Genomic DNA, 21,869 nt, shown 5'->3' with positions numbered 1-21,869 from the left:
CGCAGCCGGCCATGGTCGGGTCGGGCTGCCTCGGCGATCAGGTAATGTTCCGGTCGTGACGACTCCCATTCCCGCCGAAACCGCCGATGATAACCGCCGCTACCGCCCCGAACCGACCGTCCTCACCGCGCTGACCTCACCGAGGCTGCTCACCCGTGAGGTCCTCGCCGGACTCGTCGTGGGGCTCGCCCTCATCCCCGAGGCGATCGCGTTCTCGATCATCGCCGGAGTCGATCCGAAGGTCGGGCTGTTCTCCGCGTTCATCATGGCCACGTCGATCGCGTTCCTCGGCGGACGCCCGGCCATGATCTCCGCGGCGACAGGAGCCGTCGCCCTCGTCATCGCCCCCGTCGCCCGCGAGCACGGGATGGACATGTTCATCGCCACCGTCATGCTCGCCGGTGTGTTCCAGATCCTGCTGGCTGTGGCCGGAGTCGCGAAGCTCATCCGGTTCATCCCCCGCAGCGTCATGGTCGGGTTCGTCAACGCCCTGTCGATCCTCGTCTTCGCAGCACAGGTCCCGCACGTCATCGGAGTGCCGTGGATGGTCTACCCGCTGCTGGCCATCGCCATCGTCGTGCTCGTGTTCATGCCGAAGCTGACGAAGATCGTGCCGGCACCGCTGATCACGATCGTCATCATCACCGGCATCGTCGTCGTGTTCGCCATCGATGTCCCCACCGTCAGCGACCAGGGCGAACTGCCGCGCAGCCTGCCCGAACTCTTCATCCCGCACGTGCCTCTGACCTGGCAGACCTTCACGACGATCGCACCCTACTCGCTGGCCATGGCACTGGTCGGGCTGATGGAGTCACTCATGACGGCGAAGCTCGTCGACGAGATCACCGACACCCACTCGAACAAGACCCGTGAGTCGTGGGGTCAGGGTGCTGCGAACATGATCTCCGGTCTCTTCGGCGGGATGGGCGGCTGCGCGATGATCGGGCAGACGATGATCAACGTCCGCGCCTCGGGGGCGAGGACTCGGATCTCGACGTTCATGGCCGGAGCGTTCCTGCTCCTCCTCGTCGTCGTGCTCGGCGACATCGTCGGCATGATCCCGATGGTCGCCCTCGCTGCCATCATGATGATGGTCTGCGTCGACACCTTCGACTGGCATTCCATCCGTCCCTCGACGCTTAAGATGCTGCCGAAGTCCGAGACCTTCGTCATGATCGCCACCGTCGCCGTCGTCGTCGCCACCGGCAACCTCGCCATCGGCGTCGTCGTCGGAGTGTTCGTGGCCAGTGTGCTCTTCGTCCGGAGGGTCGCCCACTTCGTCACCGTCGAACGCACGATCGAGACGACCTCCGCCGAGGCGGTCGCCCGCTATGTGGTCCGCGGCGAGCTCTTCTTCGCCTCCTCGAATGACCTCACCACTCAGTTCCGATACACGCATGATCCCGATCGGATCGTCATCGATATGACGGAATCGCATGTCTGGGATGCATCGACTGTGGCAGCCCTCGATGCGATCGTGACGAAGTACGAGGCGCTGGGCACGACCGTGGAGATCACCGGAATGAATGCGTACACCGAGACTCTGCATACTCGGCTCTCCGGCGGGCTGGGGTAGCTGCCCGGTGAAGTCAGGCAGCTGCGCGATCCGCTGAGGTAGACTGTCCGCAATGTCACAGTCAGCCCCGGATGTCGCTTTCCGCCCGAAAGTGTGGGTTCTTCCGCACTCGGGCACCAACGGCTACATCACTTCGTGGGGCGAGATGCAGTCGGGCACACAGCCGTTCGGGCGCGGAGATCTTCCGCTCCGACCCCTGGTGTGATTCTCCGACAGATCTCATCGTCCGAGCCGACGACGTCCGCTCGAAACACGTACGTACGCTCAGCGTCGACGAACTGAGCTCTGTCTGCACATCCGCTCTTCGGGCCGAGCCATATTCTCTGCCGACTACGAACAGGATCACTGTGACCACCACTTCTGCAATCGCTTTGCCATCAGCCTCACCGACCCCTTTGGGACAGCGCTTATGCCAGGCGCTCCGCAGCGACACCGTCGGCGGTGCGCTGCTCCTCATCGCCGCAGCTGCCGCTCTGATCTGGGCGAACTCACCGGCGTCGGCCGGATACTTCGCACTCCGCGATATCGAGTTCGGTTACGAACCGTGGCATCTGCGGCTGAGCATCGGGCAATGGGCCGCCGACGGACTGCTCGCAGTCTTCTTCTTCCTCGTGGGCATCGAGCTCAAGGCGGAATTCACCCGCGGTGATCTGCGTCGGCTCCGCACCGCCGTCGTCCCGATCACCGCGGCCGCCGGCGGAGTCCTCGTCCCCGCCCTCATCTGCGCGGCGTTTCTGCTCACCCGCCCGGAGCTGCTGCGCGGCTGGGCCATCCCCACGGCTACCGACATCGCCTTCGCCGTCGCCGTCCTCGCGATCGTCGGCTCCCACCTGCCGAAGGCGCTGCGCCTCTTCCTGCTGACCCTGGCCGCGGTCGACGACCTGCTGGCGATCGCCATCATCGCGATCTTCTATACCGAATCCATCGCTGTTCTCCCCCTCGCCGCGGCGCTCGGAATCGTCATCGTCTACGGGCTCATCGCGAGCCGTTTCCGTCGCTTCTTCGTCGACCGTGCCTGGGCCGCGTGGGTCATCCTCCTCCCCCTCGGACTCACCGCCTGGGCGTTCATGCACGCCTCCGGCGTCCACGCGACCATCGCCGGAGTGCTGCTGGGCTTCACGATCCCTGCAGTCGTCGGTCGTGGCTCGAAACGCACAACCGATGCCGACTACCGCACTTCGAGAGACATCGATCCTTCCGCCGACGGCAGGTCCGGAAGCGACCTCGCCGAGGCGCTCGAACACCGACTTCGACCGCTGTCGGCCGGTTTCGCCGTCCCGGTCTTCGCGTTCTTCGCCGCCGGCGTCGATATCGGCGGAACCCCCGGTCTGGCCTCGGCGTTTTCCCACCCGCTGACCTACGGGATCGTGACGGCGCTGATCGTGGGCAAGCCTGTCGGCATCCTCCTCTCCACCTGGTTGGTCACCCGGTTCAACGGTGGGTTGAATCCGGATCTGCGATGGGCCGATCTCACCGGCATCGGGCTGCTTGCCGGCATCGGCTTCACCGTCTCGCTCCTCGTCGCCGAGCTCAGCTTCACCGCCGGTTCGGTCGAACACGATGTGGCGAAGGTCGCCGTACTCAGTGCTTCTCTGCTCTCGGCCGTACTCGCCGCGCTCATCCTCACCGTCCGCAATGCCCAGCACCGTCGCCGGTCTGAGGGGCACCCGCGCCGATCGCAGGTGTGAACGAGCTCGGTGACCAGCGAATCCGCACCAGGCGCTTGCCAGTTCCGTCACAGACTGCCGCACTAGGATTCGAAGCGTCCCTGTTCATCCCCACGATCAGCATCGACAGAGCATTCGACCAACTGAGAAGGACCCTGCCATGGCATTCGACAAATTCCTCGACAAGGCCAAGAACCTCGCCAATGATCCCAAGGTCAAGGACAAGCTCAACTCGGACAAAGCAGAGAAGGTCACCGACTCTGTCCTCGACAAGGCCGCCGGTGTCGCCGACTCCCTGACCGGAGGCAAGCACTCGGACAAGATCAAGAAGGCACGGGACGCCGCCGACAACGCCATCGGCAATGACCGTCAGACCGGTGGTGCTGATCGCCGCGACGAGCAGTCCGGCGGTGCTGATCGCCGCGACGAGCAGTCCGGCGGTGCAGGCCGCAGCGATGAAGTTCGTGAGAATGATGTCCGCGGAGATAATCGTGACGACAATGGTTTCGACAGCGGCAACGGACCTGCCGGAAACCGCTGATCTGCTGTTTCACCCGATCGAGCCCCTGCCGACTGCGGCAGGGGCTCGATCTCTGTTCGGCCGTGTTCAGCATGCGCAGCTGTGTGGCCGGCGGTGCGGCCGGCAGGATCAGATATGCGACCGTGCAGACAATCCGGACTCAGGAATCGATGCCCGGGGCCGGCATGCCTTTCGGATCGGCGTCGATCGTGATCCGTACTGCGTCGATGACGGCAGAGTCGCGCAGCAGCTCCTCACTCGAGACTGCCCACCCATCTCCCCTCTTCTCGCCACAGGACTTGCCGTGCGGAGCGAAGACCTCACAGTCGACCGCGGTGATCGGTGCCGCGGACTCGATGGCGAGGTCTCCGCGGTCCAGGGGACGGACGTATACGACGACGCCGTCGTCCTGGTCGCCGTTCACGTCTGAGGCCGGCACCGCTGCCCCGGCAACCTCGTAGTCAAGGACTCCTCGGTGAGATCCCGCAGTGAGTCTATCCGTGGAGAAGCCGATATCGACGGAATGCACCTCTGTCTCAATGGTCGCCTCCGCGGGATCCGAATCGATGGTTCCCTGCGGATTCGAATAGTGCACCCGCAGGTACGGCGGCAGCAGAGCCTCGGTGACGGGCAAGCGGAAACCATCATGGATGTCACCGCCGAATCCCCATGTCGTCTCCAGCGCCAGGTCGAGTTTCGTATCCATTCGCACCGAGTAGCTGCCGTCGGCGGCGATGCTGACTGTGTGCACCGCCGTCTTGTCCCGCAGCGGGTTCGGCGCTGCGTCTACTCCGCCTGGCGTTGCAATCACAGCCGTCATCGTCGCAGTCACGGCGAGCGCTGCCGTGATGGAGGACGCACGGCGGCGTCCACATCTCTGTTTCATCTCGCTCGTCACTGCCTCTCATGCGCGGGGATCGGGGATGCCGTCATTCCTGCGGGCGGGTTGAAGGCGATGATTTCATGGCTGTCAGTCAGGGACTCCCGCCAGACCACGCGGGTTCCGTCTCCGGCAGCGTCGCCGCTGCTGATCGCACCGCTGTCATCGAATCTCGAGAATGCTTCAGCGTCACAGCCGTCACCAAGATCGAAGTCGACGTTCTCGGCCGGACAGTACACCGGCCCGTTGGTGTCGGTCTCCAGAGTGTGCGTCTTCACTGTGTGGTGCCCATTGCCGATCGCCGGCAGGGGCACTGCGAAGAATTCTTCGCCGGACACGGTCAGGAACACTTCGTCGAGGGAATATTCGAGCTCGACGACATGACGACCTTCGCTCCACCCCACGGCCGCGCCTTGAGAATTCTGCGGACTGAGCGTGAAGTGCACCGCCGGCCGGTCGAAGCCCTGCCGACTCTCTTCATCGACGGCGATGTCCAACTGCCCGAGCGTCTTCGGCGAGGTTCGAGTCGAACCGGCTGCCGTGCTCAGTTCGACTGCGCTCAGCGAAGACACCTTCGGCATCATCGCCAGTCTGTTCTCGGTTTGCGGATTGCGACCCAAGCCCGCATCGCTGATCCACAGCCCCACGGTTGCTCCGTCCTCGGGTGGGGCCTCGAAGATCAGCCTTTGGCGGATCTGCACAGCGCCGTCCTTGTGCGGGTCCACCTCGGTGATGGTCTCCAGTGGAGTCAGCGCGTGTTCGGGCAGGCTTGTGGTCTCAGGGTGTGGAGCCGTATATCGCAGCACCAGCGCCGTCACGATCACGCCGATGACGACGACGGCGACCGCGGTGGACGCGATGCCGATGACGAGGAGCAGCTTGGGGCGGGTCATGACTTCACACTATGGCCGGGGCCCGTCACAGGAGCCGCACATTCGGTGCCAGACCTGGAACAACCTCGTCTGGGAATCGCCGCGGTCAGTGCAGGGGCCGCGCCGCGCCGAGCCCGGATCGGCCGAACCGGTGGCTCTGCTGCCGACGAACGGCAACCGGCGGAGGAGTGTGTGAGAATGGCAGTCTGCGTCAAACTACGCTGTGCCCACCGACCACGACTGCAGCAGGAGGTGCCATGCGATCGCCTATCCCGGATTTCCTCGATGAGACGCTCGAACGATTCCGACCGGACCGGTCCGGGGAGAATGCTGACTACATCCCGGGCCTTGCCTCAGCGGATCCGGAGAAGCTCGCGATCTGCATCTCCACCCTCGACGGCGTCGAGTACACCTCCGGTGATGCCGACTATGAGTTCTCGATCCAGTCGATGTCGAAACCCTTCATCTACGGCCTCGTCCTCGAGCAGGAGGGCCTGGCCGGAGTCCTCGATATGGTCGGCGTCGAACCCAGCGGTGAGAAGTTCAACGAACTCTCCCTGGACAAGAAGTCGGGCCGACCGCTCAACCCGATGATCAACGCCGGGGCGATGACCATCCACTCCATCCTCGGCGATCCCGGTGCAAGCTTGGCCGAACGCACGGAGATCGCGCGCGCCGGGCTCTCCCGCTTCGCCGGCCGTGAGTTGGCGATCGACGAATCGGTGGCCGACGGCGAATGGCGAGAGGCCTACCGCAACGTCGCCATCGCGAACATGCTCCGGTCCTACGACATCTTCTACGACGATCCCGACGACGTGGTCCGCGGCTATATCGAACAGTGCGCGATCACCGTCACCGTCAAAGATCTCGCCATCATGGCCTCGACTCTGGCCGGCGGCGGCGTCAACCCGCTGACCGGCGAACAGGTGCTCTCCCCCAGGGTCAACCGGCAGGTGCTCGCAGTCATGATGACCTGCGGCATGTACGACGCGGCCGGCGACTGGATGACAGAGATCGGGATCCCCGCCAAGAGCGGAGTGTCCGGCGGTGTCTTCGGCGTCATGCCCGGTCAGGTCGGCATCGCCACGTTCTCTCCACGACTGGACAGGCACGGCACGAGCGTCCGCGGAGCGAAGATCTTCCAGGAGCTCTCAGATCGGTTGAGCCTGCATATCATGGATGCTCCGGAACCGGCCCGCTCGATCATCCGCCGTGACCGTCGCTTCGTCGACTCGGAGGGCAAGATGGTCCGCATCTGCAGCCTGCAGGGACTCATCCAGTGGAGCGGTTCGGAGAACGTCCTGCGCACGATGGACGAACCCGGTTCCACCACGAACACCTTCGTCCTCGACCTGCGCCGCGTCAACGAGATCAACTCCGTCGCCCGGAGCATGCTCACCGAGGCCCTATCACGCATGAAGGACGATGGGATCCGCGTGGTCCTGCTCGACCCCGACGACTTGATGCAGTGCAAGGGACCGAACTCCGCGCTTCCGGGCGTGCAGATCCTCGATTCGCTCAAATCGGTCAAGGGACTCAAACGCATCCGCGACGACCGTCGCCGGGAGATGGCCGACCGCTCCAACTGACGGGGCGGTCGGCCTACGGTGATGGTTTGATAAGGTGAGCCTTACTGAACCCCTGCGCCGAGGCGGCTCCGCTCTCCGGAGCCGATCGTGAGCTTCCAGGGGCACCCCGTTTGAGAAAGGCCGCCTGTGACGACCGCACCCAACACCCCCGAACGTACCGCACGACCCGTCCGCCAGCAGGCTGTTCTCACCGTGCTCGAGACGACCGAACTCAGTCCGCACCTGATGCGGATCCGCCTCGGCGGGGACACCTTCGACAACATCGATTCGAACGATGCGACCGACAAGTACGTCAAGCTCCTCTTCGCCGATCCGGCACATGAGCTCGTCCCACCCTACGATCTGACTGAGCTGCGCGAGCAGTCCCCCGAGAAGCTGCCGAGTCGCCGCACCTACACGGTGCGGGAGATCAACCTGGACGAGAAGTGGCTGAGCATCGACTTCGTCATCCACGACGATGACGGCATCGCCGGCCCTTGGGCAAAGAACGCGAAACCGGGTGACACACTGGTCCTGTCCGGCGCGGGTGGAAAGTACGCCCCCGCCGACTCCGACTGGCACCTGCTCATCGCCGACCATTCCGCGATCCCCGCGGTGAGTTCGGCCATCGAGGCGATGCCCACCGGAGCCACCGGTGTCGTCCTGGCCAATGTCGCCGACGACGCCGATCGCATTCTGCCCGAGGCACCGGAAGGCGTCGAGGTGAGATGGGTGGACTCGGACGAGGAGCTCATTGGCGCAGTTGAGGGCCTCGAGTGGCGTGCGGGTACTCCGCAGGTCTTCGCCCACGGCGAGCGCGAGACGATCAAGGCGATCCGCAAGATCCTCAAGGACCGCGAAGTGCCTCGGGAGTCACTGTCGATCTCCGCCTATTGGGCACGCGGCCGCGCCGAGGACCAATTCCAGGCCGAGAAGCGCGAGCCCATCGGCCAGATCGACTGATTTCCCTGCCTGGTCACACCGACCGCTCGAGTTGCAATCGACCGCTCACGCCATAGGGTGAGCGGTCGACAGTCGTGTGTGGTTGGGTGTCAGCTGCGGCGGCGGGTGAGGAAGAAGGCGGCAGTGCCGATGGCGATGAGGCCGACAGCGATGCCGCCGAGGATGAGGTACTGACCGAGGTCGGCACCGGTGCGCGGCAGCGGGTCGCCGTCGGCGTCGCTGGAAGCTTCGGAGCCGTCTGCGCTCGAGCCCGCCTCGGAGGCGCTTGAGTCCGAAGCTGCATCAGGATCGGCGCTGGAGCCTGCGTTCGAGTTGGCTGCCGGGTCGCTTCCGGCGCCGGTTCCCGAATCGCTGCCCGAATCTGATTCGCTGCCCGCATCGGCCTCAGCAGTGTCGTTCGCACCGGCCTCGGAGTCGGATTCGCTGCCGGCTGCGTCGGCCTGAGCATCCTCGTTCGCGTTGTCGTCGGCACCCGCGTTGTCGTCGGCACCGGCGTCCTGATCAGTGCCGGCATCCTCATCGCCACCCGCACCATCGGCACCGGCGTTTTCATCGCCGTCGTCTCCGCCGTTCGCGAGATCGGCCACGGAGTAGAGGCTCGTCGTTCCCGAGACCTCATTGCCGACGACGAGCGCAGCCTCACCCGTCGGTGACTCATCGGCACCGAGGAAGGTGATGCCCTCGGGTCCCAGGTCTCCAGCGCTCGAGAGCAGCGCAGAAGGATCAGCGGCGTCCTCGATCTCGTCTTCGACGGAGACCGAGAAGTCCCGATTGTTGGAGTAGGTCACGAACTTCGGGGCGCCCGGGTCGCTGAGGTCGAAGGCCGCGATTCCGCCGATGCGTTCGAAGCCGACGAACGCGTAGGTCGTCTCCCCCACCTGACCGATGGTCAGCGCCTCGGGCTCGGGGCCCTTGTCATCGCTGCGCCCTTCGAGATTCGACTCAGAATGGTTGGAGTTGAAGAACTCGGGCACCGCCTCGGCGGTCAGCTTCTCGAACTCGTCCCCGGAATCGGCGACGAGCTTCCCGTCGGTCGTCCACACGGAGAACGAACGTGCGCCGAAGGCCACGAGATCCTCATAGCAGTCTCCGGCGTCGTTCAGACCCAGATCGGTGATGATGTTCAGCCGTCCGAGGTCCTCGTCGCCGAGCTTGTCCGCCAGCGGCGAGGTCTCGCAGACCGGCGCGAGGCCGTCCTCGCCGAGGTCCTTGACCCTGGCCGCATCGACGAAGTCACCCCATTCGCGGGAGTCGCCTTCGTTCGCGGTCACGAGGTAGTCGGTGCCGCCGGAGGTGAACGTCGAGATCGTATCGGGCATATAGGCGCCCTTGAGTCCCTCGTATTCCGTGATGTTCACGGTCGGAGCATCCTCGGGATCCCGGTCCGACGCATCGAGTCCGTTGCCGGCCTGGCCATGATCTTTGAGACCCAACGGGAGGATCTCCTCGACAGACGCCGAGGCGATGTCGACGACCGCGATCGCGTTGGCCTCCTGCAGGGTCGCGTAGGCCTTGTCACCGGCGACGGTGATGTACTCGGGTTCGAGATTGCGCGAGATCGGCAGGTCCTCTTCGGGTGTCGGTCCGAAGATCCGCACATCCTCGGGCAGGGTCTTCGCTCCGCCATCCTCGAACTCGTGGAAGTCCGCAGTGTGCACGTCCGAGTCCGACGGCGCGGCCACCTCGGTGGGGAGGTCGATGACGGACACCGACCCTTCGGGATCGGTCGAGAAATCATCGGCCGGTTCGCCCTCGTTCGCGACCAGGGCGTGGGCGCCGTCCGGGGTGACGGTGACCATGTCGGGCAGGGACCCGACGGGAACCTCGCCGAGGATGTCCGCCTCGGGGTTGTTCGCGTCGAAGAACATCACGGTGCCCGGCTGCGTCTTGTCCTCGTCCTCGAGGGCGATGACGCCGAGGCCGTCTTCGCGGATGGAGATCGAATTCGCCACCCCGGTGCCGGTGATCTCGGAGACCTTCTGCGGGTTCGTCGGGTCTGAGGCGTCGATGACGTCGACGGTGGCCGCCTGCGCATTGACGGTGAAGACGGTATCGCCGTGGACGGCGGTGATCTCGGCGGCGGATTCGTCGAACTGTCCGGTCTCGTGGGATCCGAGGAAGCCCATCTCGATCTGTGCGTCCGAAGCCGAGGAGCTGATCGGATCGTCCACTTCTGCGGCGTGAGCGGTGCTCGTGCCTGGTGCCGTGCCGCCGACTGTGAAACCGGTGGCCAACAGGAGGGCGGCCGCCGAGGCCGTGAGCGTCTTCGCGGACAGTGGGATCGTCATCGGTTCTCCGGGATCGATTGGGTGTCGCGGGCCGACTGAACCCGCAAACACCTATTCATAGGCACCCGGAATGGACCGCTTCCGAACCGCAGATGGACGGATGGTGAACTCGTTCACCCCGAACCGGTGCAGTTCGGAGTGAACGGCGGGGTGTCGGAGTGGGAGGCAGGGGTGAGCTCAGGCGAAGTCGAGGCTCTCGGCCACCTCGGCGACCTTGCGCTTCGCCGCGGCATTGAGATCGCGGACCGGCAGGGGCAGGCTGTCTGCACCCACGAGCCCGAGATGTTCGGCGATGGCAGCGGTCACGCGCAGGCTTCCGCCGAACTCGGTGAACAGATCCCACAGCGGCTGCAGCTCGGCCGAGAGTTCGCGGGCGAGCTGCTCATTGCCGAGTTCCGCGGCCCGCGTGATCTCGAGCATCGGCTCAGGGATGGTGCCGCCGACCGCCGTGTACCAGGCATCACAGCGGGCGATGAGGCCCTCGGCACCATGGGCATCGCCGGAGATGCCGATCGTCACCTCGCTGCCGATGGCGGCACGGATCTCGCCGATGCGTTCGTCCCATCCGGCAGGCGAGGCAGGTGCTCCGGGGATCTTGATCGAGGCCACACCCTCGAGTGCGGCCAGACGCGAGTAGAGCTCTGTGGTGAACGTGAAGTGCGTGGTACCGGGGTTGTCGTAGACGACGACGGGCAGGTCGGTGGACTCGGTGACCGTGCGGAAGAGTGCGAACACTTCGTCCTCGGTCAGCGGCTGATAGCTCACCGGTGCCAACAGCAGTCCCTGCGCTCCGGCGGCTTCGGCGGAGGCGACATTGGCCAGAACGTCTCTCGTCCGCAGTGCCCCGACTCCGATGAAGACGGGGATGTCGAGGGAGGATTCGACGCTCAGCTGCGCCACCCGGGCACGTTCGTCGGTGTCGAGGTAGGCGTACGAACCGGTCGATCCGAGCGCCGTGATGGAGTCGACTCCGGCGAGGACGAGGCGTTCGATGAGTCCGACGAAGGCATCCTCGTCGAGGGAATCATCTTTCAACGGGGTCAGCGGAAAGGCACTCAGCCCGGTGAACAGGGACGGGTCGGGGGTGTTCGTCAATGATCCTCCTCGGGTGGACGTGGACCACCGATGGCGCGAACCTCCGGTGGCGACGACGAGCCTCAAGTGGCTGCGGCAGATATGGGCGGCCTGGGGCCAGTCTGCCAGGTCAGTCGAGTGTAGGCAGGTACGTCTCGAACGGGTCGAACTCCGGCTGCGCCGAGGCGACTTCCACGGCCGCCGCACCCACGGCGTTGGCCGCCCTCAGTGCGAGCTCCGGTTCGAGTCCGCTGGTCAGGCCGATGGTCAGCGCCGCGCAGTAGGCGTCTCCGGCACCGACTGTGCTCACGGGGTTCGCGGGGACCGCCTCGGCGAAGGCGATCTGCTCACCTCTCCGCAGCAGCGCCGACCCTTCCGCCCCGTAGGTGACGGCCACGAGTTGCGCGGTCTGCAGCTGCGGCAGCTGGGAGTACTCGTATTCGTTGACGATGATGAGGTCGGCACGGTCGACCACCTCGGCGGGCAGCGAAAGGGCGGGAGCCGCATTGACGGCGAGGAACCCGGGCACGCGGTCGGCGAGCTCGACAATGAGGTCGAGGGAGATCTCGAGTTGGGTGAGCACGGCCTCGTCGGCACCGAATTCGATTCCGTCGAGGCTGACCTCGGCATTCGCTCCTTCGCAGACGGCGATCTGATTCTCACCGTGGGCGTCGACCATGATGAGCGCGGTCCCGGTCTCGGCGGTCGCCTCGGCGATGTCATCGGTTAGGACGCCGGCAGAGCGAAGGGCGTCGAGCATCGCACGGCCGTCGGAGTCGGTGCCGACCGCACCGATCATGCGGGTCCGCGCACCGAGGCGGGCGGCAGCGGCGGCCTGGTTCGCCCCCTTACCGCCGGGAGAACGGGACAGTCTGCCTCCTCCCACGGTCTCGCCGGCGGCGGGAAGTCGGGAAGTGGTGGCGGTGATATCGGCGTTGATGCTGCCGACGACCGTCAGGGAGCAGTCGATGGTCATGGCCCCATTATCGACGATCGAGAGAAAGCAGGCTGTCGACGATCGGGGTCGGGCGGGTGTGGGCAAAACATGGGCACACGGCGGACATGAGAGAAGCCCCGTGATCCATCTGCACAGATCACGGGGCTTCCCGATCGGGGTGAGTAACGGGACTTGAACCCGCGACATCCGCGACCACAACGCGGCGCTCTACCAGCTGAGCTATACCCACCACATGCGCTGCACCATCAGGCGCAGACAGCAAGATACATCTTAACCGCACCCGCTTGACCCGGGCAAACCAGAACCGCCCACGTTTCCCGATGAGACGCAGATCTCATTACATGCAACGATTCAGTAGCGATCTATAACGGTTTCGGAAAACTGGTAGGAGCGACCCTCGACATTCATTAGTATTGACTCGGCCCTGCCCTCGATAGCTGTCAAGGAACCCTGTACATGCCTCGTGCGTTGATCTCCGTCTCCGATGACGGGTTCACCTACACCACCCTCAACGGGGCGACGAGTCGCTATTCGGACACCGGACAGGCCATCTCCTACCTCGGCGACTATGCCAAGGAGACCGCGACTCCCCTGACCGTGACGATCGACGACGGCACGAAGACGACCGAGATCGGCATCGATGAGAATGGCCGAGTCGGGGCGGTTCCCACATATGACACCGGCGCCGAGGAGGTCGCGGACGAATCGTCGAACGCTCCGTCCCCGGATGGGTCGGCTGAGCCGACCGGAGATTCGGAGAACGCCGACCAGAGCACAGACAGCGAGAACGCGAACGGCCGGACCGCCAGCGGACAGAACGGCTTCGCAGCCCAAGACGACTCATCAGGCTCGAACGGCGAGGCCTACCCGATGGGTACGCCGTTCTCCGGACCAGCCACACCGGCCGCGCCGACGGTGAAGAAGACACCGGTGCGCAGACGATCGGCTCGCAACCGCCCGCAGCGGCTGAAGAAGATCACCGTTCCCGGGCTCGTGCTCATCGGTCTGGCGATCCTCATGATCGGCGCATTCGTCGTTCCCAATATCGTCCCCGTCGACTCCCCCGACACCCCGCAGACGATCGGTTCGGAGCAGCAGGTCAACCCCGCCTCCGAGCTCTCCGTCGACAAGACTCAGGACATTGTCCCCAGCTACGACAATTCCCCCACGTGGGAAGCCGAGGTGCCCAAGCGCGCCTCGGTGACAGCCTCCGATCGCGGCGTGCTCCTCGTCAACGACGGCCGCCTCGAAGTCCTCGACGCCGACACCGGCAAGACTCGGTACAAGACGAAGATCGATCAGTCCCCGACCTTCGCCGTCGACACCGTCATCGACGGGCGCCCGGCTCTGCTGTGGCAGGCGGGCGACACCGCCGAGGCACTCTTCGACGGCGAGTCGGAGCCGAAGAGCTACCAGCTGCCGGAGAAGGCCCGCATCACCTCGGCCGGCAAGAGCGTGCTCATCAAATCGGGCAACAAGCTCTCGACCTTCAGTGCCGATGGCCTGGAGAACGTCCCCACCCCGCAGGCGGGTTCGACACCGATGGCCATCGACGACGATGAGCTCTTCAGTTCGGACTGGAATGGTCCGGTCACGGCGAAGAACATCAAGTCCGGCGACGAACGCAGCATCGATCTCGAAAGCCCTGGCGACGAACTGAAGATCATCGACTGGATTTCGGCCGGCCACGGCAAGGCGATCACACTGTGGGGCGAACAGGGTGCCTCGACGAACTCGGGACACAGGATTCAGCTCGTCGTCCACTCCCTTGAGGACGGGTCGATCCTCTCGACCGTGACCACAACGACCGACATCGTCGGTGAGAAGTCCTGGGTGCGCGGACAGGCCGGAGAACGCGCCTATATCGGCCCGTACCTCTTCGACCTGAAGTCGGGCCTGCTGCTCATGGATGTCTCCAGTCGTGACATCCATCTCTCCGAACCGCGCGGAACCATCGTCCCCTGCACGATGGACACGAACACCTCGTGCCTGCTCGCCGGCAAACAGGCGTTCAAGACGGATACCGATCTGCTTGCGGTCGTCGACAAGGGCAACAGCGCCCTGGTGCTCGGCGATGATTCGACCGTTCGGGCCTATCCGAAGAAGTCCGAAACACAGGATCGCTGATTACGCGCCACGGCGAAACACGCCTACGGCTTTAACACATCTGGCCGAGACATTAAGATGGTGCCCGATGTGTCTGAACGTCATGTCCCCTTGACCCAATGAAGTCGGAATCCCCACCGCGAAGGAACGTAGTGCCAGTCTCACACAGGTTCAGCCGCAGAGCCGCCGCAATCGGCTCCGCGCTTGCCCTGGCAGCACTACCGATCTCGGCGACATTCACTCCTGCATTCGCCCAACCGAGTCCCAGTCCCACGGCCGAAGCCAGTGCGAGCGCCGAGGCCGGCGCTCCCGCCGGAGCCGATTCATCTGCCGGCGATGATGGAGGGTCGACGGCAGACGGCACAGACGGTGCCGACGCGGATTCGAGCGGTGCCGATAACGGAATCATCGAGGTCGACGCCGACGACAACTCTGATCCGGATCCCGGTCCTGATGAAGAAGGTGACAAGGCCTGCGCGGATCCAAAGTGGACCTCGGCCAAACCGTGCGCGATCGACGGTGCACTCACCGCCGATTGGAAGATGATCGGCCACGAGCTTTCGGTCAAGCCGAACGACAATAAGCCCGGAACCCTGCCGAAAAGCTGGGTCGGAAAGCCTTTCAAAGCCCCCAAACAGGCAATGAAGCGCATTCCGGCACAGTCGTCCGACACCGATTCCGCGGATTCGACCGCGAACGGCTCGGACACTGACGACAGCGGACAGTCCGTCGCCGAAGCGACCGCACAAGCTTCTGTCCCGAATACCCTGATGTTCAATGAAAACGGCGAGATCGTCGACCCCGACGATAAAGAGAAAGAGCCAGTAAGCTTCGAAAACTTCGATGACGTCAAAGGGCCGCAGCCCAAGTGGAAATTTGGAATCAAAAAGGTCGACGGCGAGAACCAGATAGTCGTCACCGATGGGCAACCGTACCCTGATGATGCCGGAGGCGGGGCAGACGCATCCACCGACCCGGACGGTTCCACTTCGGACGACTCGAATTCCGGTGCTGATAACGGGACGACCGACAACGATTCCTCCGCTTCTGACGATGGCGCAACCTCTTCCGACAGCGCCACCGCCGACAGCGACGCGAGCGGCGGCAAGGCAGCCAGCAAGGGCGGGGTCACCTCCGACGACGGCTCAGCGAGCGGCAGTGAAGCCGACAAGGACGGGTCGTCTTCGGACAGCGACGCCTCTGACGACAGTTCTACCTCGACCGATGGCGGCAACTCTTCGGATTCGGGGTCGAAGGACCGTGCGAATATGTCTGGCAACAAGGACTCCGACGGCCGTGATTCTGACGCCGACACCGGTTCAGGTTCCGACGGCTCTCGCAGCAGCGACTCCGACGGCTCGGGATCGGACTCGGGTTCCGGCAAGGACGACGAGAAGGATTCGGACGACAACGGTTCCGGCTCATCGGTCGGCACCTCCGACGCCGACGGCACAACCCCCGACCCGGCGACCGGCAACGGATCCCCCGACGACGAACGCGAAACCATTCCCGGCAACGCAGGTGACGAATTTCTGCCCGGAGATGACGAGGGCGCAGAACGCCCCGACTATTCGGATCCCGTGCCTCGCAACCCCGATGAGCAGACGCCCAAAGACGATACTGACCTCATCACAGGTGGCGATCAGCCGTCTCCGCGAGCCAATCAGAATCCGGCGACCTCGTTCGGCGAATCCATTATCTCCACGATCGTCAGCTCCTGGCCCATCTTCGTCCTCGCCGCCTCCGGTATGGCCGCGGTCGGGTTCATCATCTACCTCATGGGACGACGCGGAAAACAGGAATGAGGCCGCGTGGACCTATTCGACTCCGAACTGCGAGTCATCGCCGCTGCCGAGCAGCTCGTTAGCGGACTCGGCAGCGATGACAACCACAGCGTTGCCGCTGCCGCGATGGACACCTCCGGTCGCATCTACACCGGCGTCAACGTCTTTCACTTCACCGGCGGACCCTGCGCGGAACTCGTCGTGATCGGTGCCGCCGCGGCAGCGAACGCCGGACCACTGGTCACGATCGCTACGGTCGGCGACCGGAACCGCGGTGTGCTGGCCCCGTGCGGACGCTGCCGTCAGGTCATCCTCGACCTCCATCCCGACGCGCTCGTCGTCGTACCCGACAACACCACTGGCCAGACGTCGATCGCCCCGATCCCCGCCCTGCTCCCCCACTCCTACCGACATCCGGATTCTGATCCCAAACGGCTGCTGAGGTTCCACGCTAGATACTTCGAGGCCGTCGCGGACGGGACGAAGACACTGACGGTGCGGTGGAACGAAGGCCACCGCACGGGTCCGGCTCTGGCGTACTTCGAGAACACCGCGCATGGCACGCTCCCCGTGGAAGTCGCCTCGGTGATGGTGAAGCGACTCGACGAACTGCGACCTGAGGATCTCGACCTCACCCGCCCGAGTGGATTGGAGCGGTATTTCGCCAATCTCCGCGGGCACTACCCGACCATGCCTGCGGACGCGAGCGTCGAGATCGTAAGATTCCGTCGAACCGCGGCCGATATCTGACACTCACAGTGCCCAGCCGCTAAGCTGGACAGCGAAGCACTGTGGCACAAGGTCACAGACGCAGCAAAGCATTCTCGACCGGGAGGACTCGACCCGATGACTGACAACGTCTACACCTCAGATGTGACCGTCGACCAGGCGACAACCGCGCAGCTCGCGGAGTCGATCCGACTGCGCGAGGAGCGCATCGCCGAGAACATCGACGAGCTCGTCGGCCGCATCCACCCGAAGGTGCTGGCGACGCGGGCAGTCAACAAGGCGAAGTCCGAGGTCGTCGAGGAAGACGGCTCCCCCAAGCCCGAGATCATCGCACTCGGTGCCGGTGCCGTCCTCGGTGTGGCCGCCCTCATCGTCGGACTCTCCGGTCGCAAGCGTGGCTGATGCCGCACTACCGATCCGGATGCTCCATGACCGGATCCTGCTCGAACCCAGCGCGGAAGCCGGGGAACGCAAATCCTCGGCGGGCATCGTCATTCCCGCCACCGCCAGCATGGGCAGACGCCTCGTGTGGGGCAAGGTCGTGGCAGCGGGCCCGCATGTGAGGCAGGCCAACCTCGGCGACACCGTCCTCTACGATCCCGAGGAACTCGCCGAGGTGGAGCTCGAGGGACGCGCGTATGTGCTGTTGCGCGAACGCGACGTCCACGCGATCTCCGAACCGGCCGAACAGTCGAGTTCCGGGATGTACCTGTAGGGATCCTTTGGGGTTCGCAGCCCCACGGAAAGGGACTCTGACCTGGGGCTTGCGACCTTCATCACAAAATTGAATATGGGCCGATCTCGGTTTGCATGATCGGCCGACACCTGAGTAATATTAATTCTCGTTGCGCGGCATGCGCGGCACGCACCTCTAGCTCAATTGGCAGAGCAACTGACTCTTAATCAGTGGGTTCCGGGTTCAAGTCCCGGGGGGTGCACAGAGAACTGAGAACCGCCATTCGGATCATCCGGATGGCGGTTTTCTGTTCTCTTTCCCGCGAAGAGATCGTGGGCTGTAGGCCAAGATGTGGGTCTGGACTGGACGTGTCAGCCTCGACACTGCTTTCGGTCCCTGAGAAGCCGATCGTCTCCTCGCAGCCCATCTTGAGTTTCGCCACCTTCGGGGCCCCACTCCATGATAGCCAGGCCCAGGGACTACCGAACAACCACTGGTCCTCGGGTGCCTCGGTATGAAGATACAACAGCAAGTTCAGATAGACTCCCTCCATGCAGAACTTCGCTGACCGTAAGCCAGGTCTCGGTCAAATCGTACGCAGTCTACGAACAGAGTCCGGATCGGCGATGTTTCTGGCGCTGGTCACAGTATTGGCGCTTGCGTGGGCGAACTCGCCGTTATCTGAAAGCTATGTCGCGCTCTGGCATCAGGAGGTCGGCTTCGATGTCGGTCCCGTGGGCATGCATATGACTCTGCACCACTGGATCAACGACGGACTCATGGTGATCTTCTTCTTTGTTGTCGGACTAGAGGTGCGGCAAGAGTTCGCGCACGGATCTTTGCGCGATCGAAGTCGTGCTCAACTCGCTTTGATAGCTGGCGTCGCAGGCGTCGCTCTCCCGGCTCTCGTGTATGCGGTTGTCGTCAGCTTGTCCGGCGGCAGCGGACTTGGCGGATGGGGAGCTGTCGTCGGAACGGATACAGCGTTCATGCTCGGCGCTTTGGCAATAGTGGGTCCACGACTGTCAGGTCAGTTGCGTGTCTTCCTCCTCACCCTGACAGTGGTCGATGACTTCCTGGCAGTATCGATCATTGGCATTGTCTACAGCGATGAGATCAAGTTTGTCCCATTGTTGATCGCTCTAGCCTGCCTCATCGGCTTGTGGGCGCTTGGCCGTTCACGACAGTGGATTACGGGGCCTTATGTGATCATTGTGATTGTTCTGTGGTTCGCCACTGTCTCTTCCGGGGTTCATGCTTCACTCGCGGGCATGATAGCCGGGCTGCTCATCCCCGCCTACCCTACCCAGCGCCACGAGGTAGTTGCTGCCCGCCAGCTTTTCCGTGACTTCTGGCAGTCGCCCAGCGCCGCCTCGGCGCGCGGTGTCAACCGCGGCCTCGCACGGGGGATCTCGGTGAACGAGAGAATGCACGAAGTCCTTCGCTGGCCCACTGCGCTGCTTGTCGTGCCGATCTTCGCACTCGCCAATGCCGGCGTCGACCTCAGAGGTGGATTGCTCGCTGATTCCCTCGGCTCTTCCGTAACCTGGGGAGTCATTGCCGGCCTCGTACTCGGTAAGCTTCTTGGAATTGGCTTTGCCACTCTGCTGGCTGTCCGGATGGGCCTTGGCCGACCGCCAGAAGGGGTGGGAATGGGCAGCGTCTTCGGCGGTGCAGCGCTTTCAGGCATCGGGTTCACCGTCTCTCTGCTCGTCATCGGACTTGCCTTCGGCTCGACAACTGATCTTGGGAGACAGGCGACTGTGGGTGTCCTGGTCTCCATGGTGCTCGCCGTTGCCCTGGGCTGGTTGATTTTCAAGATCGCTGCCAAGCGCTGGGGTGAGGAGACTGCAGATCTGCCGATGGTGCTCGATCCTACGGTCGATCCCGAAGTCGATCACATTCGCGGCCCGCAGGACGCCAAGCTGACACTGGTCGAATATATCGACTTCGAGTGCGAGTACTGTGCACACGCCACTGGCTCCTGGGAGGACCTGCGCGCGCAATTCGGCGACGATCTTCGTTACGTAGTGCGACATCTTCCCCACCACCCACACGGGCCATTGGCTGCAAAAGCGTCTGAAGCAGCTGCAAACCAAGGCGAGTTCTGGCGATGGCTCGATTTCGTATTCACACACCAGGACGCGCTCGAGCGGGAGCATCTCCTTGCCTATGCGGAAGAGCTCGGGCTGAACGTCGATCGCTTCATCCAAGACATGGACAGCGAGGATGTCGCGCAACGAGTCAACCGCGACCTCGTGAGTGCCGAGGCCAGCGGTGCTCATGCCACCCCAACGTTCTTTGTCGAAGGTCGGCGCCTGTTGGGCGACTATGACGCCCGGACGTTGACTGCGGCGCTCGAAGCGAGGAGGCGCGGCACACGTACCCAGGAGGTATCCAGCTGAAAGGATGGTGAGGGGGTCGGCGACTACTACCGAGGCCTGTCAACCCGCGGGTTTCACAGAGGCTCCTATTCTGGTCTCCTTGGCAGCCGCGGGTTCTGTCGCGGACTGGTTGATCCACTCCGAATGGACCTCGAGTGGCGGGCGGCACCCTGTCGCTGGGTGCAGTCGGGTCTTGTTGCACCAGGCCACGACCACGTATTGCGTGTTTGCCCCGTTTGCGACGTCCAGATCGGCCTCGGCACGGACGACGCGCTCGACGGCACGATCCTTGAACTCGTCGGTGTATTTCACTGGCAACAGAGAATCCCCTTCCTCCCATCTCCCTGCCTCTGTTGTCCCTGGGGCGATTCAACTAGGCTGAACCAGCAGGCGAAAAATAAACGCTTTCGCATGCAAGTTCCAGCAGAAAGCTGGATGGGAAAATTATGGAAGGATGCGAGAATAATGGCTGATGGCAATCGCGCAGTAGTGTTCGCAAATCCGCAAGACATGCAGGTCGAAAATCTCGATTTCCCAAAACTGGAGATGCCCGACGGAGCAAAAGCACCGCACGGGGTCATCTTGAAAATCGTCGCTACGAATATATGCGGAAGCGACCTCCACATCTTCCGTGGCTCCTTCCCAGTGCCCCAAGGCATGGTCATGGGACACGAAATGACAGGCCAGGTAGTTGAGCTCGGATCCGACGTCACTTTCCTCAAGGAAGGCGATCTCGTCTCGGTGCCGTTCAATGTCGCTTGCGGCCGGTGTCGCAATTGCCGGGCGCGCAGGACGGAAGTCTGCGAGACTACGAATCCAGATGGCCCCTGCGCAGCCTACGGGTTCAACCTCGGCAATTGGCAAGGTGGACAGGCGGAATACCTGTTTGTGCCCTATGCCGACTTTCAGCTGCTCCGCTTCCCAGACAAGGACCAGGCCATGGAGAAGATCCGCGACTTGGCCCTGTTATCAGACATTCTTCCCACTGCATTCCACGGACTCATGGAGGCCGGCGCCAAGCCAGGCTCGACAGTCTATATTGCCGGTGCAGGACCTGTCGGCCGGTGCGGGGCAGCGGCAGCTCGCCTCCTCGGAGCGTCATGCATCATTGTCGGCGACTACCACAAGGACCGCCTCGATCTGATGAAACAGAACGGCTGCGAGACCATTGACCTCAACGAGGATGTTCCTCTGACCGATCAGATCGAAGCTATTCTAGGCGAGCCCATGGTGGATTGTGCGGTGGACTACGTCGGCTCGGAAGCACATGGAATCGGTCGTGAGGCCGGAGATATGGATCCCGCGCACGCGATCAATCAAGTCATGGACGCTACCCGACCTGGCGGGGCTACTGGCATCATCGGAGTGTACGGACCCGATCCGCTTGCAGAGTCGAAAGCAGAGCAGGAAGGAACTTTCCCACTCGACTTCGGCAAAGCATGGATCAAGTCACCTCGAATCTCGGGCGGCCAGGCACCGATCATGCACTACAACCGCGAGTTGATGATGGCCATTCTCTGGGACCGCATGCCGTACCTCAGCGACATGCTCAACACGAAGATCATCAGTCTCGACGATGCTCCAGACGCCTACGCAAGCTTTGATAAGGGTGTTTCGGACAAGTTCATCATCGATCCGCACGGGCTCATCTCAGCCTGACCTGATCCACCCTCCAGGAGGGTTGCAAGCTTCATTCAACGACATCTGAGAACGGGTTCGGGTGCCACCTTTGGTGGCACCCGAACTGCACTAACTGTCCGATCAGTCTGTCTTCACATCGGTTGACACGTCTTCGCGCGAAGCTAGGTGGTGTCGTGACCTTAG

The 21,869-nt window shown here is 63.5% G+C and carries 18 protein-coding genes and 2 tRNA genes; 14 read left to right on the top strand and 6 right to left on the bottom strand.

The genetic code is table 11. The annotated features are described in order from the left end of the window. The first annotated feature begins 55 nt into the window (after window positions 1–55). From SB749_RS15650 to SB749_RS15635, 4 genes are all read left to right on the top strand, one after another. Complete coding sequence (locus SB749_RS15650) at window positions 56–1,576, top strand: SulP family inorganic anion transporter (protein ID WP_410711121.1); 1,521 nt, start codon at window positions 56–58, stop codon at window positions 1,574–1,576. A gap of 52 nt (window positions 1,577–1,628) precedes the next feature. After that, window positions 1,629–1,781, top strand: coding sequence for a hypothetical protein (locus SB749_RS15645; RefSeq protein WP_410711120.1), 153 nt, complete (start codon window positions 1,629–1,631; stop codon window positions 1,779–1,781). 142 nt (window positions 1,782–1,923) lie between these two features. Beyond that, a complete protein-coding gene (gene nhaA / locus SB749_RS15640; protein ID WP_410711119.1) occupies window positions 1,924–3,264 on the top strand; it encodes a Na+/H+ antiporter NhaA in 1,341 nt (446 codons plus the stop codon). Between the two features lie 139 nt (window positions 3,265–3,403). Next, a complete protein-coding gene (locus SB749_RS15635) occupies window positions 3,404–3,784 on the top strand; it encodes an antitoxin (RefSeq protein ID WP_410711118.1) in 381 nt (126 codons plus the stop codon). A 139-nt stretch (window positions 3,785–3,923) separates the two neighbouring features. Here the strand turns inward: SB749_RS15635 and SB749_RS15630 are convergent, their stop codons facing one another. Together SB749_RS15630 and SB749_RS15625 are read right to left on the bottom strand one after the other, a co-directional pair. Further along, window positions 3,924–4,649 carry a hypothetical protein gene (locus tag SB749_RS15630; protein WP_410711117.1) on the bottom strand — a complete coding sequence of 242 codons (726 nt, stop codon included), beginning with the start codon at window positions 4,647–4,649 and terminating at the stop codon, window positions 3,924–3,926. Between the two features lie 8 nt (window positions 4,650–4,657). Then, the gene (locus SB749_RS15625) at window positions 4,658–5,536 is read right to left on the bottom strand and encodes a hypothetical protein (RefSeq protein ID WP_410711116.1); all 879 of its coding nucleotides are present in this window, start codon (window positions 5,534–5,536) and stop codon (window positions 4,658–4,660) included. 236 nt (window positions 5,537–5,772) lie between these two features. Between SB749_RS15625 and SB749_RS15620 the strand changes: the two genes are divergently transcribed. Both SB749_RS15620 and SB749_RS15615 read left to right on the top strand, forming a co-directional pair. Beyond that, a complete protein-coding gene (locus tag SB749_RS15620; RefSeq protein WP_410711115.1) occupies window positions 5,773–7,104 on the top strand; it encodes a glutaminase in 1,332 nt (443 codons plus the stop codon). A gap of 126 nt (window positions 7,105–7,230) precedes the next feature. Further along, window positions 7,231–8,046: a siderophore-interacting protein gene (locus tag SB749_RS15615; protein WP_410711114.1), complete on the top strand. Its 816-nt coding sequence runs from the start codon at window positions 7,231–7,233 to the stop codon at window positions 8,044–8,046. 89 nt (window positions 8,047–8,135) lie between these two features. On the opposite strand, the gene SB749_RS15610 is transcribed toward SB749_RS15615, so the two are convergent. The 4 genes from SB749_RS15610 to SB749_RS15595 form a co-directional block, all read right to left on the bottom strand. After that, a complete protein-coding gene (locus tag SB749_RS15610; RefSeq protein WP_410711113.1) occupies window positions 8,136–10,334 on the bottom strand; it encodes a choice-of-anchor I family protein in 2,199 nt (732 codons plus the stop codon). Window positions 10,335–10,511: 177 nt separating this feature from the next. Beyond that, window positions 10,512–11,429: a dihydrodipicolinate synthase family protein gene (locus SB749_RS15605; RefSeq protein ID WP_410711112.1), complete on the bottom strand. Its 918-nt coding sequence runs from the start codon at window positions 11,427–11,429 to the stop codon at window positions 10,512–10,514. Between the two features lie 109 nt (window positions 11,430–11,538). Further along, window positions 11,539–12,384, bottom strand: a complete 846-nt coding sequence (locus tag SB749_RS15600; RefSeq protein WP_410711111.1) for a PfkB family carbohydrate kinase — start codon at window positions 12,382–12,384, stop codon at window positions 11,539–11,541. A gap of 138 nt (window positions 12,385–12,522) precedes the next feature. Then, window positions 12,523–12,595, bottom strand: a tRNA-His gene (locus SB749_RS15595). A gap of 227 nt (window positions 12,596–12,822) precedes the next feature. Here SB749_RS15595 and SB749_RS15590 point away from each other — a divergent pair. The 8 genes from SB749_RS15590 to SB749_RS15555 all read left to right on the top strand — a co-directional run bounded on the left by SB749_RS15590 (window position 12,823) and on the right by SB749_RS15555 (window position 21,704). Next, window positions 12,823–14,493, top strand: coding sequence for a hypothetical protein (locus tag SB749_RS15590; protein ID WP_410711110.1), 1,671 nt, complete (start codon window positions 12,823–12,825; stop codon window positions 14,491–14,493). A 131-nt stretch (window positions 14,494–14,624) separates the two neighbouring features. Then, entirely contained in the window at window positions 14,625–16,277 is a 1,653-nt protein-coding gene (locus SB749_RS15585) for a hypothetical protein (RefSeq protein ID WP_410711109.1), read from the top strand. A gap of 6 nt (window positions 16,278–16,283) precedes the next feature. After that, entirely contained in the window at window positions 16,284–17,006 is a 723-nt protein-coding gene (locus tag SB749_RS15580; RefSeq protein WP_410711108.1) for an ASCH domain-containing protein, read from the top strand. A 96-nt stretch (window positions 17,007–17,102) separates the two neighbouring features. Further along, window positions 17,103–17,387 (top strand): DUF3618 domain-containing protein, encoded by a 285-nt coding sequence (locus tag SB749_RS15575; protein ID WP_062862037.1) that lies wholly within the window; start codon window positions 17,103–17,105, stop codon window positions 17,385–17,387. Next, entirely contained in the window at window positions 17,380–17,700 is a 321-nt protein-coding gene (locus tag SB749_RS15570; protein ID WP_039209700.1) for a GroES family chaperonin, read from the top strand. Before SB749_RS15575 ends, SB749_RS15570 begins: the two co-directional genes overlap by 8 nt. A gap of 150 nt (window positions 17,701–17,850) precedes the next feature. Continuing rightward, window positions 17,851–17,923 (top strand) — tRNA-Lys (locus SB749_RS15565). A 289-nt stretch (window positions 17,924–18,212) separates the two neighbouring features. Next, window positions 18,213–20,066 carry a Na+/H+ antiporter NhaA gene (gene nhaA, locus SB749_RS15560; protein WP_410711107.1) on the top strand — a complete coding sequence of 618 codons (1,854 nt, stop codon included), beginning with the start codon at window positions 18,213–18,215 and terminating at the stop codon, window positions 20,064–20,066. Window positions 20,067–20,510: 444 nt separating this feature from the next. Beyond that, a complete protein-coding gene (locus SB749_RS15555; RefSeq protein ID WP_410711349.1) occupies window positions 20,511–21,704 on the top strand; it encodes an alcohol dehydrogenase catalytic domain-containing protein in 1,194 nt (397 codons plus the stop codon). Window positions 21,705–21,869 lie beyond the last annotated feature (165 nt).

The organism is Brevibacterium sp. SIMBA_078 (assembly GCF_046534565.1).
Taxonomy (GTDB): Bacteria; Actinomycetota; Actinomycetes; order Actinomycetales; family Brevibacteriaceae; genus Brevibacterium.
This window is presented reverse-complemented; position numbering and strand designations above follow the sequence as displayed.